At 70.3% G+C, this 13,934-nt stretch carries 11 protein-coding genes; 8 read left to right on the top strand and 3 right to left on the bottom strand.

Going from position 1 to position 13,934, the window contains the following annotated elements; genetic code table 11:
• A partial coding sequence (locus tag P409_RS11770; RefSeq protein ID WP_034835986.1) for a DUF4011 domain-containing protein occupies nucleotides 1-1,457 on the bottom strand: 1,457 nt, incomplete at its 3' end.
• Between the two features lie 249 nt (nucleotides 1,458-1,706).
• Between P409_RS11770 and P409_RS11765 the strand changes: the two genes are divergently transcribed.
• The 6 genes from P409_RS11765 to P409_RS11740 are packed head-to-tail and all read left to right on the top strand — an operon-like array spanning nucleotide 1,707 to nucleotide 7,884.
• Complete coding sequence (locus P409_RS11765) at nucleotides 1,707-2,555, top strand: proline iminopeptidase-family hydrolase (RefSeq protein ID WP_202964644.1); 849 nt, start codon at nucleotides 1,707-1,709, stop codon at nucleotides 2,553-2,555.
• A 29-nt stretch (nucleotides 2,556-2,584) separates the two neighbouring features.
• Nucleotides 2,585-3,523 carry an ABC transporter permease gene (locus P409_RS11760; RefSeq protein ID WP_034835979.1) on the top strand — a complete coding sequence of 313 codons (939 nt, stop codon included), beginning with the start codon at nucleotides 2,585-2,587 and terminating at the stop codon, nucleotides 3,521-3,523.
• Complete coding sequence (locus P409_RS11755) at nucleotides 3,520-4,377, top strand: ABC transporter permease (protein WP_034835976.1); 858 nt, start codon at nucleotides 3,520-3,522, stop codon at nucleotides 4,375-4,377. Before P409_RS11760 ends, P409_RS11755 begins: the two co-directional genes overlap by 4 nt.
• Complete coding sequence (locus tag P409_RS11750; RefSeq protein WP_034835973.1) at nucleotides 4,374-5,354, top strand: ABC transporter ATP-binding protein; 981 nt, start codon at nucleotides 4,374-4,376, stop codon at nucleotides 5,352-5,354. Before P409_RS11755 ends, P409_RS11750 begins: the two co-directional genes overlap by 4 nt.
• Nucleotides 5,351-6,337, top strand: a complete 987-nt coding sequence (locus P409_RS11745) for an ABC transporter ATP-binding protein (RefSeq protein ID WP_034835970.1) — start codon at nucleotides 5,351-5,353, stop codon at nucleotides 6,335-6,337. The genes P409_RS11750 and P409_RS11745 overlap by 4 nt, the downstream gene beginning before the upstream one ends.
• A gap of 26 nt (nucleotides 6,338-6,363) precedes the next feature.
• A complete protein-coding gene (locus P409_RS11740) occupies nucleotides 6,364-7,884 on the top strand; it encodes an ABC transporter substrate-binding protein (RefSeq protein WP_052120430.1) in 1,521 nt (506 codons plus the stop codon).
• A 125-nt stretch (nucleotides 7,885-8,009) separates the two neighbouring features.
• Here P409_RS11740 and P409_RS11735 read toward each other — a convergent pair whose 3' ends face one another.
• Together P409_RS11735 and P409_RS11730 are read right to left on the bottom strand one after the other, a co-directional pair.
• Nucleotides 8,010-8,426 (bottom strand): iron chaperone, encoded by a 417-nt coding sequence (locus tag P409_RS11735; RefSeq protein WP_202964643.1) that lies wholly within the window; start codon nucleotides 8,424-8,426, stop codon nucleotides 8,010-8,012.
• Between the two features lie 39 nt (nucleotides 8,427-8,465).
• Complete coding sequence (locus tag P409_RS11730) at nucleotides 8,466-8,825, bottom strand: hypothetical protein (RefSeq protein ID WP_034835965.1); 360 nt, start codon at nucleotides 8,823-8,825, stop codon at nucleotides 8,466-8,468.
• 160 nt (nucleotides 8,826-8,985) lie between these two features.
• On the opposite strand from P409_RS11730, the gene P409_RS11725 reads away from it, so the two are divergent.
• Together P409_RS11725 and P409_RS11720 are read left to right on the top strand one after the other, a co-directional pair.
• The gene (locus P409_RS11725) at nucleotides 8,986-10,089 is read left to right on the top strand and encodes an NAD(P)/FAD-dependent oxidoreductase (protein WP_034835962.1); all 1,104 of its coding nucleotides are present in this window, start codon (nucleotides 8,986-8,988) and stop codon (nucleotides 10,087-10,089) included.
• Between the two features lie 250 nt (nucleotides 10,090-10,339).
• Nucleotides 10,340-13,934, top strand: a 3,595-nt coding sequence (locus P409_RS11720) for a PAS-domain containing protein (protein WP_034835959.1), incomplete at its 3' end; no start/stop codon positions are given.

Here is a 13,934-nt window from a genome sequence, read left to right as displayed (position 1 = left end):
ACGATGTCAGCGCGGCGCTCCCGCTCCAGCGGCGGCCAGGTCTCGGGCGCTTCCAGCACGAAGCCGGCCCGGGCCGGGCTCTCGCGCAGCGCCGCCAGCCGGCCGATCACCTGATAGGCCGACAGGCCGTGCGGATCGTGGCGCCGGTGCAGGTCCTCGGCATGGGCGTTCAGCCGGTCGCGCGACTCGGTCAGCTTCTCGACCACCGAGCCGCCGTTGGGCGCGGCGGCCGGCGCCAGCTCCTTGGTCCGCTTCAGCTCCTCCAGCAGGCCGCGCTTGGTCGCCTTGCTGCTGTGCAGCTCCAGCGTCAGCGGGCCCAGGCCGGCGTCGCGCAGCCGGCGGTGGACGACGTCCAGCGCCGCCATCTTCTCGGCCACGAACAGCACCTTGCGGCCCTCGGCCACGGCGGCGGCGATGATGTTGGTGATGGTCTGCGACTTGCCGGTGCCGGGCGGCCCCTTCACCACCAGGTTGCGCCCGCCCGCCGCCTCCTCGATCACCACGGTCTGCGAGCTGTCGGCGTCGACGATGTGGTTCATCCGCGCCGGCGGGATCAGCGCGTCGATCTTGGTGTCGTGGCCGGGGATCAGCGGCTCGCTCTCGGGGAATCCGTCACGCAGCAGGCCGGTGACGATCGGATGCTGGTCGATCGGCGACGCCGCAGGCCAGTTCTCCGGGTCCAGGTCGCGGTACATCAGGAACTTGGCGAAGGAGAAGAAGCCCAGCACCATCGCGTCGGGCAGCACCTCCCAGCGCTTCTGCTTCGACACCGTCTCCGCCACCCGGGCCATGTAGCCGGCGAGGTCCAGCTCGTCTTCGTTCTGCACATCCTCGATCAGCAGGCTGAACTCGGCCCGCATCTTGGCCTGCAGCGTCAGGTTGGGGGATGCCGGCTCGCCGCGGCCGCGCAGCTTGAACTTCTCGGCCGCGCTGGTGCGCTCCAGCCGCACGGGCAGCAGGATCAGCGGCGCGTGCCGGGCGGGCGCATCCTCGCCCTCTCCGTCGAACCAGCGCAGCAGGCCGATCGCCAGGTACAGGACGTTGACGCCCTGCTCCTCCTCCAGCGTCTGGGCGTCGTACCAGATGTCGAACAGGCGCTTCTGCAGCCCTTCCGAGGTCAGCCGCGTCTGCAGCTGCAGGTCGCTGTGCCGGCGGGCGATGCCGTTCTCGTCGATCTCATCCGCCTCCGGCTGCGGGATGCCGCCGGTCTCGGTGTCCTGCGGGTCGAGCGCGGTGCGCTCCTCCTCGCTCAGCTGCCGGCCGGGCATGAAGGTCAGCGCCTTGCCCTCCTGCAGCAGCCGGTACACCTCGGTCGAGACCTCGTCGACGATCTCGATCGTCCGCACGTTGCGGGTGCGCAGCGGGACATTGACCAGCCGGTTGCGGGTGCTGAGGTCGAGCAGGGCATGCCTGTCCTTGAGAAGGCGGTCCCGGATCGAGATGCCGGTGTCGTTCATCGGCCAGTCCTGCTGCTGAATCGGTCGTGCTGTGGCGATGGTCCGCCGGAAATAGGCTATCGGGCAATCGAGGCGGCATCATGCCCGATGGCGGCAGGCGGCGCAGCAACCGCGGGTTATGATCATCCCCATCGGGCTGCCTTGCCGGATTTGTCCGATCAGTCTAGCGTTTCGCGACGCAAAAAATGATCAGATGGGGACGGCTGAATGTGGCGGGAGATCGCGCCGGATCGGCGGGACGAGATTCGTGTGGATGGCCACAAGGTCGTGGCCTACAGCTTCGGCTCGGGGCCGGAGACGGTGCTGTGCCTGAACGGCGGGCCGGGACTCCCCTGTGACTATCTGCGCGACGCGCATTCCTGCCTGATCGACAAGGGCTACCGCGTCGTCGCCTTCGACCAGCTCGGCACCGGCGCCTCGGACCGGCCCACCGACCCGGCGCTCTGGACCATCACCCGCTATGTCGCGGAGGTGGAGACGGTGCGCAAGGCGCTCGGCCTCGGCCGGGTGCATCTGCTGGGCCACTCCTGGGGCGGCTGGCTCAGCGTCGAATATGCGCTGACCCATCCGGAGGCGCTGAAGACCGTGATCCTGGAGGACACCGCCGCCGACATCCCGCATCTGATCGGCGAGTTGGAGCGGCTGCGCGCGGCGCTCGGTCCCGAGACCGTGGCGATGATGCAGCGGCACGAGGCCGAGGGCACGCTCGACCACCCGGTGTACCAGGCGGCGATCACCATCCTGAACCACCGCCATGTCTGCCGGCTGGACCACTGGCCGGCGCCCGTCAAGCGGTCGCTGGACGACTGGAACATGGGCCCCTACGGCACCATCCAGGGCCCGAACGAGTTCCTCTACACCGGCAACCTCAAGGACTGGAACCGGCTGCCCGACATGCACCGGATCAAGGTCCCGGTGCTGATCACCTGCGGCGAGCATGACGAGCTGACCCCGGCCTGCGCGCTGCGCATGAAGCTGGCGCTGCCGAATGCCCGGCTGCACGTCTTCCCGAACTCCAGCCACATGCCGTTCTACGAGGAGCCGCACGCCTACTACCCGGTGCTGCTGGATTTCCTCGAACGGAACCGGGGCGCCTGATGCCCGCCCGCCGCCCGGGCTGACCGGCGATGCACCGTTTCCGCTTCGTCCTGACCCGCCCGCTGCAGCTGATCCCGGTGCTGTTCGGCATCAGCGTCATCACCTTCGTGCTGATCCGCTCGATTCCCGGCGACCCGGTGAGGGTGCTGCTGGGCACCAAGGCGACGCCGGACGCGATCGCCCGGATCCGCGCCCAGTTCGGGCTCGACGAGCCGCTGTGGACGCAATACGGCCTGTTCCTGCAGAATCTGGCGAATGGCGAGATGGGCCGGTCGATCCTGTACAAGGTCCCGGTGCTGCGCCTGATCGCCGAGCGGATCGAGCCGACGCTGCTGCTGGTGTTCGGCGCCGTGCTGCTGTCGCTGCTGATCGCCGTGCCCTTCGCCGCCATCGCCGCGCGCCGCCGCGGGCGGCTGGCCGACCATGCCATCCGCATCGTCTCCACCGCCGGCCTCGGCCTGCCGCCGTTCTGGCTGGGGATCATGCTGATCATCCTGTTCAGCGTGACGCTGGGCCTGTTCCCGGTGGCGGGCTACGGCGACGACTGGGCCGACCGGCTGCATCACCTGGTGCTGCCCTGGCTGACCATCGCCCTGGCCTTGTCGGCGGTGCTGACCCGAACCCTCAGGGCCGCGATGATCGCTGAGCTGCGCTCCGACCAGGCGACGGCGGCGCGGGCGCGCGGGCTGCCGGAGGGGATGGTGTTCTGGCGCCATGTCGTGCCCAACGCCATCGTGCCGACCATCAACCTGCTGGCCGTCAATATCGGCTGGCTGATCGGCGGCACCGTGATCATCGAGAACGTGTTCTCGATCCCCGGCATGGGCCAGCTGCTGGTGCGCGGCATCTTCACCCGCGACTACATGGTGGTGCAGGGCGTGGCCATGGCCTTCGCCGTGGCCAGCGTCACGGTGAACTTCCTGGCCGACATCCTGACCGTCGCCCTCGACCCGCGGGTGAAGCTGTGAGCGCGGTCGCCGGCACTGCCACCGTCCGGCCGCGGCTCAGGATCAGGCTGCCGCGGGTGCCGGGCGCGCTGTGGTGGGGCGCCGGCATCGTCGGCCTCTTCGTCCTGGTGGCGCTGCTGGCGCCGGTGATCGCGCCCTATGACCCGATCCAGCAGGACACGGCGAATGCGCTGCTGCCGCCCGGCCCCGCACATTGGCTCGGCACCGACAATTTCGGCCGCGACGTGCTGTCCCGCCTGATCTGGGGCACCCGCTTCGACCTGATGATGGGCGTGTTCGGCGTGCTGATCCCCTTCATTCTCGGCACGGCGGTGGGCTGCATCTCCGGCTATTTCGGCGGCTGGGTCGACATCGTGGTGATGCGGGTCGTCGACATCGTCATCGCCTTTCCCTTCCTGGTGCTGATGCTGGCGATCATCGCCATCCTAGGCCCCGGCCTCGGCAGCTTCTTCATCGCCATGGCCCTGGTCGGCTGGGTCTCCTACGCCCGGCTGGTCCGGGCGCAGGTGCTGGTGCTGAAGGCCAGCGACTTCGTCACCGCCGCGCGCAGCCTGGGCTACGGCCATCTTCGCATCATGGCGCGGCACATCCTGCCGAACGCCATGGTCAGCTCGATCGTGTTCTCGATGTCCGACGTGGTGCTGACCATGCTGCTCGGCGCCTCGATCAGCTATCTCGGCCTCGGGGTGCAGCCGCCGACGGCCGAGTGGGGCGTGATGGTGGCGGAAAGCCAGAACTTCATCATCCGCGCCTGGTGGATCGCCGCCTTCCCCGGCATGGCGCTGGCGGTGATCGCGCTCGGCTTCAGCCTGCTCGGCGACGGCCTGGGCGAATGGCTCGGGGTGAAGGAATGAGCGCGCCGCTGCTGGATGTCCGCGACCTGTCGGTGGCCGCGACCCGGGGCGGGGCGGAGACGATCCTGGTCGACCGCGTCTCCTTCAGCCTGGAGGCCGGGCAGGTGATGGGCCTGGTGGGCGAGAGCGGCTCCGGCAAGAGCGTCACCTGCCGGGCGCTGATCGGCCTGCTGCCCGGCGGCCTGCGCATCGCCGGCGGCTCGGTGCTGCTGAAGGGCCGCAACCTGGCGGCGTTGAGGCCGGAAGATCTGCGCCGGGTGCGGGGGCGTGAGATCGGCATGATCTTCCAGAACCCGTCCAGCCATCTCGACCCGGTGATGCGCATCGGCGACCAGATCGCCGAGGGCATCCGCCTGCATCGCGGCGCCTCGAAGCGCGAGGCGCGGTCGGCGGCCATAGACCTGCTGCGCCAGGTCGGCATCCCCGACCCGGAGCGGCGGGCCGGCGGCTATCCGCATGAATTCTCCGGCGGCATGCGGCAGCGGGCGATGATCGCCACCGCCCTGGCCTGCGACCCGGAGGTGCTGATCGCCGACGAGCCGACCACGGCGCTGGACGTGACGGTGCAGGCCCAGATCCTGCGGCTGCTGCTGGATCTGCGCGACCGCCGCGGCCTGGCCATCATCCTGATCACCCACGATCTCGGCGTGGTGGCGCAGAGCTGCGACCGCGTCGCCGTGATGTATGGCGGCACGCTGTGCGAGGCCGGCGGCAAGCGGGCGGTGCTGGCGGCGCCGAAGCACCCCTACACGGCCCGGCTGATCGCCTGCCAGCCGGCGTCACATGCCGATGGCGGCCACCTGCTGCCCTTCATCCCCGGCCAGCCGCCGGCCCTGGCCGACCTGCCGTCCGGCTGCCGCTTCCATCCGCGCTGCGACCGCGCCTTCGACCGCTGCATGGCAGCGCGGCCGGAGCCGTCCTGGCCCGAGCCGGGGCACATGGCCGCCTGCCACCGGGCGCTGGGGGACGCGGCATGACCCTGCTCGACGTCCAGGACCTGGAGGTGCATTTCCGCGCCGGCGGGGGCCTGCCGCTGCCCGGGCGGCCGCCGCGGCTGGTGCGGGCGGTCAACGGCATCTCCTTCACCCTGGCGCCGGGCGAGGCGCTGGGGCTGGTCGGAGAATCCGGCTGCGGCAAGAGCACGCTGGGCCGCGCCATCCTGCGGCTGGGCGAGATCACCGGCGGCGCCATCCGCTTCGGCGGCGACGACATCGCCGAAGGCGGCCGGACCGGCCTGGCCCGGCTGCGCCGCGAGACGGCGATGATCTTCCAGGATCCGTACAACGCGCTCAATCCGCGCATGGCGGTGGGGGAGGCGATCGCCGAGGTGCTGCGGGTCCACCGCAAGGTGGCGCGCGACCGCGTCCCGGCCAGGGTGGCGGAGCTGCTGACGCTGGTCGGCCTCGGACCCGAGCACGCGTCCCGCCGCCCAGCCGAGCTGTCCGGCGGCCAGTGCCAGCGCGTCGGCATCGCCCGCGCCCTGGCGGTGGAGCCGAAGCTGATCATCGCCGATGAATGCGTCGCCGCCCTCGACGTCTCGATCCAGGCGCAGATCATCAACCTGCTGATCGAGCTGAAGGCCCGGATGAACCTGGCCCTGATCTTCATCGCCCACGACCTCGCCGTGGTCCGGCGGCTGTGCGACCGGGTGGCGGTGATGTATCTCGGCCGGATCGTGGAGGAGGGGGCGGCCGAGGCGGTGTTCGCCGCGCCGCAGCACCCCTACACCCGGGCCCTGATCCGCGCGATCCCGGAGATCGACCCCGACCGCACACTGCCGGCGGACCTCTTGGGCGGCGAGCCGCCGAGCCCGCTGGACCTGCCGCCGGGCTGCGCCTTCCATCCGCGCTGCCCCTTCGCCATAGCGGAATGCCGGACCGGGGCGCCGCCGGCGCTGCGGCCCGTGGAGGGGCGCTTCACCGCCTGCCATCTCTATCCCGCAATCCCCGCCCGCAGCTGAGGCGGGGCAACAACCGGAGGCTCACGATGACAAGGACCAGAAGACATCTCGGCATCGCCACCGCGGCGTTCCTCGCGGCGCTGGTGGCCGGCGGCGCCGCGGCGGAGGCTGCGGGCGTGCTGACCATCGGCCGGCGCGAGGACGGCACCACCTTCGACCCGATCAAGACCTCGCAGAATGTCGACTATTGGGTGTTCTCGAACGTCTATGACGTGCTGGTGCGCGTCAGCAAGGACGGCACCAAGCTGGTCCCCGGCCTGGCCGAGAGCTGGACCATCTCCGATGACGGCACCGTCTACACGCTGAAATTGCGCGACGCGAAATTCTCCGACGGCAGCCCGGTCACGGCCGGCGACGCCGCCTTCTCGCTGCTGCGGGCGCGGGACAATCCCGGGTCGCTGATCGCCGACAACTACAAGGTGATCAAGACGGCGGAAGCGAAGGACGACCACACGCTGGTGATCACGCTGAACCAGCCGGCGGCGCCGTTCCTGGCCAGCCTGGCCCTGCCGGGCGTGGCGGTGCTGCCGCAGAAGATCGTGACCTCGATGGGCGAGGACGCCTTCGCCGAGAAGCCGATCGGCTCCGGCGCCTTCACCATGGAGGAATGGCGCCGCGGTGAGAAGGTGGTGCTGAAGAAGAACCCGAATTTCTGGGAGGCCGACAAGGTCAGTCTCGACGGCGTCGAATGGATCTCCGTCCCCGACGACAACACCCGGATGTTGAAGGTCCAGGCGGGCGAGCTGGACAGCGCCATCTTCGTGCCCTTCGCCAAGGTGGCGGAGTTGGAGAAGGACCCGAACCTGATCATGCACAAGGACCCCTCGACCCGCGAGGACCACCTGCTGATCAACCATTCGCACCCGCCGCTGGACAAGCTGGAGGTGCGCGAGGCGATCGACTACGCCATCGACAAGAAGGCGATCGTCGACACCGTGACCTTCGGCATCGGCACCGTCGCCAACTCCTACATCCCCAAGGGCGCGCTGTACCACACCGACGACAACGGGGCCCGGCCCTATGATCCGGAGAAGGCCAAGGAACTGCTGCAGAAGGCCGGCGTCGGCCCGATCACCCTGACCTATCTGGTGCAGACCGGCGACACGGTGGACGAGCAGGTGTCGGTGCTGGTGCAGCAGCAGTTGGCCAAGGTCGGCATTACCGCCAACCTGCAGAAGGTCGACCCGAGCCAGAGCTGGGACATGGAGGTGGCGGGCGACTACGACTTGGCGATGAACTACTGGACCAACGACATCATCGACCCGGACCAGAAGACCACCTTCGTCCTCGGCTACGACGCCAACTTGAACTACATGACCCGCTACAAGAACGATGCGGTGGTGGCGCTGGTGGCCAAGGCCCGGGTCGAGACCGACCCCGCCAAGCGCGAGGCGATGTATGTCGACCTGCAGAAGATGGCCAAGGCCGACGTCAACTGGATCGACCTCTATTACATCCCGTATCTGACGGTCTCGCGGAAGACCATCGAGGGCTTCGGCCAGACCCCGCTCGGCCGGTTCTATCTCGAGGATGTGAAGAAGAACTGATACCGGGATCTTTGAGGTCGACTCCCGGATCGCTTTCTCCTCATGGCGAGGAGCGCGGCGACATGGCCATCCAGGGACCGGTGCGAGCGGCCCCGGATGGCCACGGCGCCCATTGGCGCGGGTCGCTAAAACCCTTTTTTGCTGCGCGAGCTGATTGCCAATTTCTCGACCAGCTCATCGGTGATGGGGTTGCTCACCGAGAACGTGACACCGGTCTTGGTTGCCTTGAGTTTCAAAGAAGCGATCTCGTCAGCATGAGAAGCAATTGCGCCCGGGTCGACATAGAGGCCGCATTGTCTGCTAAAGGCAGCGTAGCCCGCGATGATCGTGTCTTCGATCTGAAATCCAGGCATATTGTACTTCATGACTTCTTTGGCGTCTGGCAGTGCCCGCGACAGCTGTGCGCGCAGTCGGCCCAACATGGCGCGAAACTGCTCCGGCGCGGCAGCGATATAGGCGTCATGGTTATTTATCTTCGTCATGCCGACAGCATGCCTTTCAGCCCATCCAAAGGCAACAAACCGGGCACCGGGGCTGGGCACCTCGCTGCCGCCATTCTCCGGTGGGTGTGAGGCCCGGCCCTAATCCCCGCAGTCCAGCGCCGGCGTGTTGTACCAGGAGGCGCGGCTGTCCGGGCTCCGGCGGTCATAGGTGAAGCCGTGGCGGATATGGCCGTTTCCGCCGACCCGGCCGCTATAGGCGCCGACGCCGCCATTGGCCCAGCGGATGTCGAAGACGATCTCTTTCCCGCGCAGCGACCCGCGCACTGTGCCGTTGCCGATGTCGGGCTCATAGGCGGTCCCGTCCAGGGAGCGGCCGTGCTGGACCAGGTCGAGATCGACCGAGGCGCCGTTCGACCGGATGGCCGACCAGCGGCCGCCGGCGTCGCAGGCCTGGGCCGCCGCGGGCATCGCTGTCCCGGCGGCGGCCGATCGCGGCATGGCCGGGATTATCCCGAACCGGGGAGGAGCTCTCAATCCCCCGGACTGGGGGAGCATGATCCTCCGGACAAACGGGTCGACTTCGGCCGCGATCCGGCGCAGACCATAGGTGTCGCCGGGCCGGCCATGAGCGGCCCGGCAGGGACTTCCGAGGACGAGCATGACCACAGTGATCGTGATCGGCGCCGGCATCATCGGCGCCTCGGTGGCGTACCGCCTGGCGCAGGGCGGCGCGTCGGTCACGGTGCTGGAGGCGACGCGGATCGGCGCCGGCACCTCCGGCACCAGCTTCGCCTGGGTGAACTCCCACGGCAAGACGCCGCGGGCCTATCACGACCTCAACGTCGCCGGAATGAAGGCGCATGCGGCGCTGCGCGAGGAGTTCGCGGCGACGCCCTGGCTGCATCTGAACGGCGCCCTGGAATGGGCCGACGAGGCGGGGCAGGCGGCGCAGCAGGAGCGGTTCGAGCGGCTGCGCGGCTGGGGCTATGCCGCCGAATGGATCTCCGCGGCCCAGCTGCTCAAGCTGACACCCGACATCGACCCGGCGGCCGTGGGCGACGCGCCGGTGGCCTGGTTCCCGGAGGAGGGCTGGGTCGATCCCGTCGTCTACGCCCAGGCCATGCTCGCCGCCGCCCGCCGTCTCGGCGCACGGGTGGAGATCGGCACCCGGGTGGCTCGGGTGGGGCTGCGGTCGGGCCGCGTCACCGGCGTGGTCATGGCGGATGGCCGGACGCTGGGGGCCGATCTCGTGGTCAATTGTACCGGCCGCTGGGCCGACGATGCCGGGCTCGATCCGGCGCTGCGCATTCCGCTGGCGCCGACCGCGGGCCTGCTGGCCTTCACCCCGCCGGTCGCGGTCGGACTCGAGCGCCTGCTGAAGGCGCCGGGCTGCGACATCCGGCCGGACGGCGCCGGGCGCCTGCTGGTCTGCCGCAACGACGACGAGCGCGATCCGGCTGCAGCGCCGCGGCCGAGCCCGGACCTGCCGGAGATGCGCGAGCTGATCCGCAGAGCGCAGGCGATCCTTCCCGGCATCGGACCGGTGGAGCCGGAGGCGGTACGCCTGGGCATCCGCGCCATCCCGAAGGACGGCTACTCCGCCGTCGGGCCGCTGCCGCAGGCCGAGGGCTACTACGCCGCGGTGACCCACAGCGGCGTCACGCTCGCCGCCTTCCTAGGCGCCGCCGTGGCCGACGAGCTGCTGCACGGCGCCGTCCGTCCCGAGCTGGCGACGTTCCGGCCTGGCCGGTTCTTCGGCTGATCCGCTCGCCGCGCCTGGGGCCGGAGCCACCCCCTCACCCGAAATCGCTACACGATTTCGACCTCTCCCCAAGGAGAGGTGAAGGGGTCGGGCTTGTCTTCCCTCTCCTTGGGGAGAGGGAGGGGCCCGCCGCGTTGGCGGCGGGAGGGTGAGGGAGCCAGCCTCTCCGAAACGCTCGGCGCGCGGCTCCGGCCGAATTATGCTGCTCCCATGAAGGGGAGGAACGAACGCGTCGAGCGGGGAGCGGGCGGTGGCTGACTGGCTGCTGTGGCTGATCGCGCTCGGCTATCTCGGCCTGCTCTTCGCCGTCGCCTTCCTCGGCGACCGCAGCCCGGCCTATTGGCGCTCCGGCCTGCGCGAGCCGGCGGTCTATGCCCTGTCGCTGGCGGTCTACTGCACCTCCTGGACCTTCTACGGCGGCGTCGGCCGCGCCGCGTCGCACGGGCTCGACTTCACCCTGATCTATGTCGGGCCGATCCTGGTGATCACCCTCGGCTTCCCGATGATGCGGAAGATCACCCGGGTGGCGCGCGAGCAGAACATCACCTCGGTCGCCGACTTCATCGCCGCGCGCTACGGCAAGAGCCGCGTCATCGCCGCGGCGGCGACGCTGATCGCGCTGGTCGGCGTGCTGCCCTACATCGCGCTGCAGCTGCAGGCGGTCTCGCTCAGCTTCGGCGCGCTGGCCACCGGGCTGGATGGGCGGGGCCGGGCGCCGGTGTGGACCGACACCGCCCTGCATGTCGCCCTGACCATGGCGGTCTTCGCCATCCTGTTCGGCGTCCGCCACGTCCAGGCGAATGAACGGCACCAGGGCATGATCCTGGCGATCGCCTTCGAATCGCTGGTCAAGCTGGGCGCGATCCTCGCCGCCGGGGCGTTCGTCACCTTCGGCATGTTCGACGGGCCGGGCGACCTGACGGCGCGGCTGCTGTCGATGCCGGCACTGCAGGCGCGGCTGGAGGGTTTCTCGGTCGGACCGGAATGGGTGTCGATCACGGTGATGTCGGCGCTGGCCTTCCTGTGCTTGCCGCGGCAGTTCCATGTCGGGGTGGTGGAGAGCGGCCGGCCGGCCGACCTGCGCACGGCGCGCTGGCTGTTCCCGGCCTATCTCGGCGCCATCAACGTCTTCGTCCCAGCCTTCGCCGTGGCCGGGCTGCTGCTGCTGGGCCCGGCCGCCGACCCTGACCTGTTCGTGCTGTCGCTGCCGATGGCAGCGGGCGACCCGCTGCTGTCCCTGGCCGTGTTCCTGGGCGGGCTGTCGGCCGCCACCGGCATGGTGATCGTCGAGACCGTCGCGCTCAGCACCATGATCAGCAACGAGCTGGTGCTGCCGCTGCTGCTGCGCGGCGGCATGGCGGCACGGGGCGACGGCGCCCTCGGCCCCACCGTGCTGCGCATCCGGCGGATCGCGATCTTCGGCATCCTGCTGCTGGCCTATGCCTATCACGCCGTGATCGGCGGCAGCCTGCCGCTGGCCTCGATCGGCCTGATCGCCTTCTGCGCCGTGGCCCAGCTCGGGCCGGCCCTGATCGCCGGGCTGTACTGGCGCCGCGCCCATCGCCACGGCGCCGTCGCCGGCATGGCCGGCGGCTTCCTGGTCTGGGTCGTGGTCTTCCTGGCGCCGACCCTGACCGGGGTGAACTGGGTATCCTCGGTGCCGCTGTTCGGGGTCGAGGGAGCGCTTTGGGGAATCGGCGACGATGTCGACACCCTGACCCGCGGCGCGTTCTGGAGCCTGGTGCTGAACACCGCGCTCCTGGTGGTGGTGTCGCGGCTGGCCTGGGCGGGCGAGCGCGACCGCGAGCAGGCGGAGGCCTTCGTGGGCCCGGTGGTCGAGGCCCGGCAGAAGCCGCAGGCGACGCATCGCGCCGCCGCCTTCGACGACCTGAAGACGCTGGTCGCCCGCTTCATCGGGCCGGACCGGGCCGAGCTGGCCTTCGGTGGGGCTGCGGCGGCGTTGCGCGACCGCGATCTGGCCGACCACACCGAGAAGCTGCTGAGCGGCGCGATCGGCGCTGCCTCGGCCCGCATCATGGTCGCCGCGACGATGCGCCGGCACCGCACCGCCATCGGCCGGTCGCAGACGCTGCTGCGCCAGGCGTCGGAGGCGATCCTCTTCAACCGCGACCTCTTGAGCGCCACGCTGGACAATATCGGCCAGGGCATCGGCGTGTTCGACCGTGACCTGCGCCTGGCCGGCTGGAATCGTCGCTTCGTCGAGATCCTGGGCCTGGCCGAGCCGCAGGTCGGGATCGGCATGCCGCTGCAGGCGCTGACCGGGCCGGGCGGCGGCCTCGGCCTTTCGGTGCTGCTGGAGGAGCAGCGCGACCCGGACCGGCGGCGGCGCCCGCACAGCCATGAGCGGCGGGGCGCCGACGGGCGGGTGCTGGAGCTGCAGACCAACCCGATGCCGGAGGGTGGCTTCGTCCTGGTCTGCACCGACGTCACCGAGCGGGTGAAGACGCTGGACGCGCTGCGCGAGAGCGAGCGGCGCATCCGCATCTACACCGACAACGTCCCGGTGCTGATCGCCTATGTCGACCGCGAGCAGCGCTACCGCTTCACCAACCGGCCCTATGAGCAGGCGCTGGGGCTGGAGCGCGGCGAGACCGATGGCCTGTCGATCCGGACCGCTCTGGGCGAGCAGCGCTACGGCCGGCTGAAGCCCTATATCGACGCGGTGCTGGCCGGACGGCACCAGGTGTTCGAGATCGAGTTCGCCGCGGCGGGGGCCGAGCTGGCGCGCGGCACCTACATCCCGCACCGCGACGGGCAGGGGCGGGTGATCGGCTTCTTCACCCTGTACCAGGACGTCACCGAGCAGCGCCGGGCCGAGGCCGTGCTGCGCGAGACCGCGGAGACGCTGGAGCGTCGCGTGGCCGAGCGCACCAGCGAGCTGACGGCGCTGAACGAGGCGCTGGCGGCGGCCAAGGCGGCGGCCGAGGCGGCCAATCTCGGCAAGACCCGCTTCCTGGCCGCGGCGAGCCATGACCTGCTGCAGCCCTTCCACGCCGCTCGCCTCTTGACCGCCACCCTGGCGGAGCGGCTGGGCCGGAAGGCCGAGGCCCCGCTGGTCGGCCATATCGACAGCTCGCTCGCCACGGTGGAGGAACTGCTGCAGGCGCTCCTGGAGATCTCAAAGCTCGATGCCGGCGCGGTCGAGCCGCAGCTGCGGGCCGCGGCGGTGGACGAGATCCTGCGGATGGCGGTGCTGCCCTTCGAGCCGATTGCCCGCCGCCGCGGCCTGCGCCTCAAGGTCGTCCCCTCCAGCGCGACCGCGCTGACCGACCCGGCGCTGGTCCGCCGCATCGTCCAGAACCTCGTCTCCAACGCCGTGCGCTACACGCGGGAGGGCACGGTGCTGGTCGGCTGCCGCCGGCGCGGCGACGCTCTGGCGATCCAGGTCTGGGATACCGGGCCGGGCATCCCGCCCGAGCAGTTCTCCGCCATCTTCGAGGAGTTCCGGCGCCTCGGCTCCGGCCGTGAGGACGAGCCGGCCGGGCTGGGCCTCGGCCTGGCCATCGTCGAGCGCATCGCCGCTCGGCTCGGGCATCGCGTGACGGTACGGTCCAGGCCCGGTCGCGGCAGCGTGTTCGAGGTGGTGCTGCCGCGGGCGGAGACGCCGGTCGCCGCACGACCGGCCGAGGCACCCCGGCGGCGGTCGTCGGGCACCGACCTGGCCGGGCGGCTGGTGCTCTGCGTCGACAATGACCGCGCCATCCTGACCGCAACCCGGCTGCTGCTGGAGGGCTGGGGCTGCACGGTCCTGACCGCCGCGGATGCGACGGCCGCGCGTGAGGCTGTGGAGGCCGCCGGACGGGTGCCGGACATGCTGCTGCTCG

This window comes from Inquilinus limosus MP06, from assembly GCF_000767795.1.
In the GTDB taxonomy this organism is placed as follows: domain Bacteria; phylum Pseudomonadota; class Alphaproteobacteria; order DSM-16000; family Inquilinaceae; genus Inquilinus; species Inquilinus limosus_E.
This window is presented reverse-complemented; position numbering and strand designations above follow the sequence as displayed.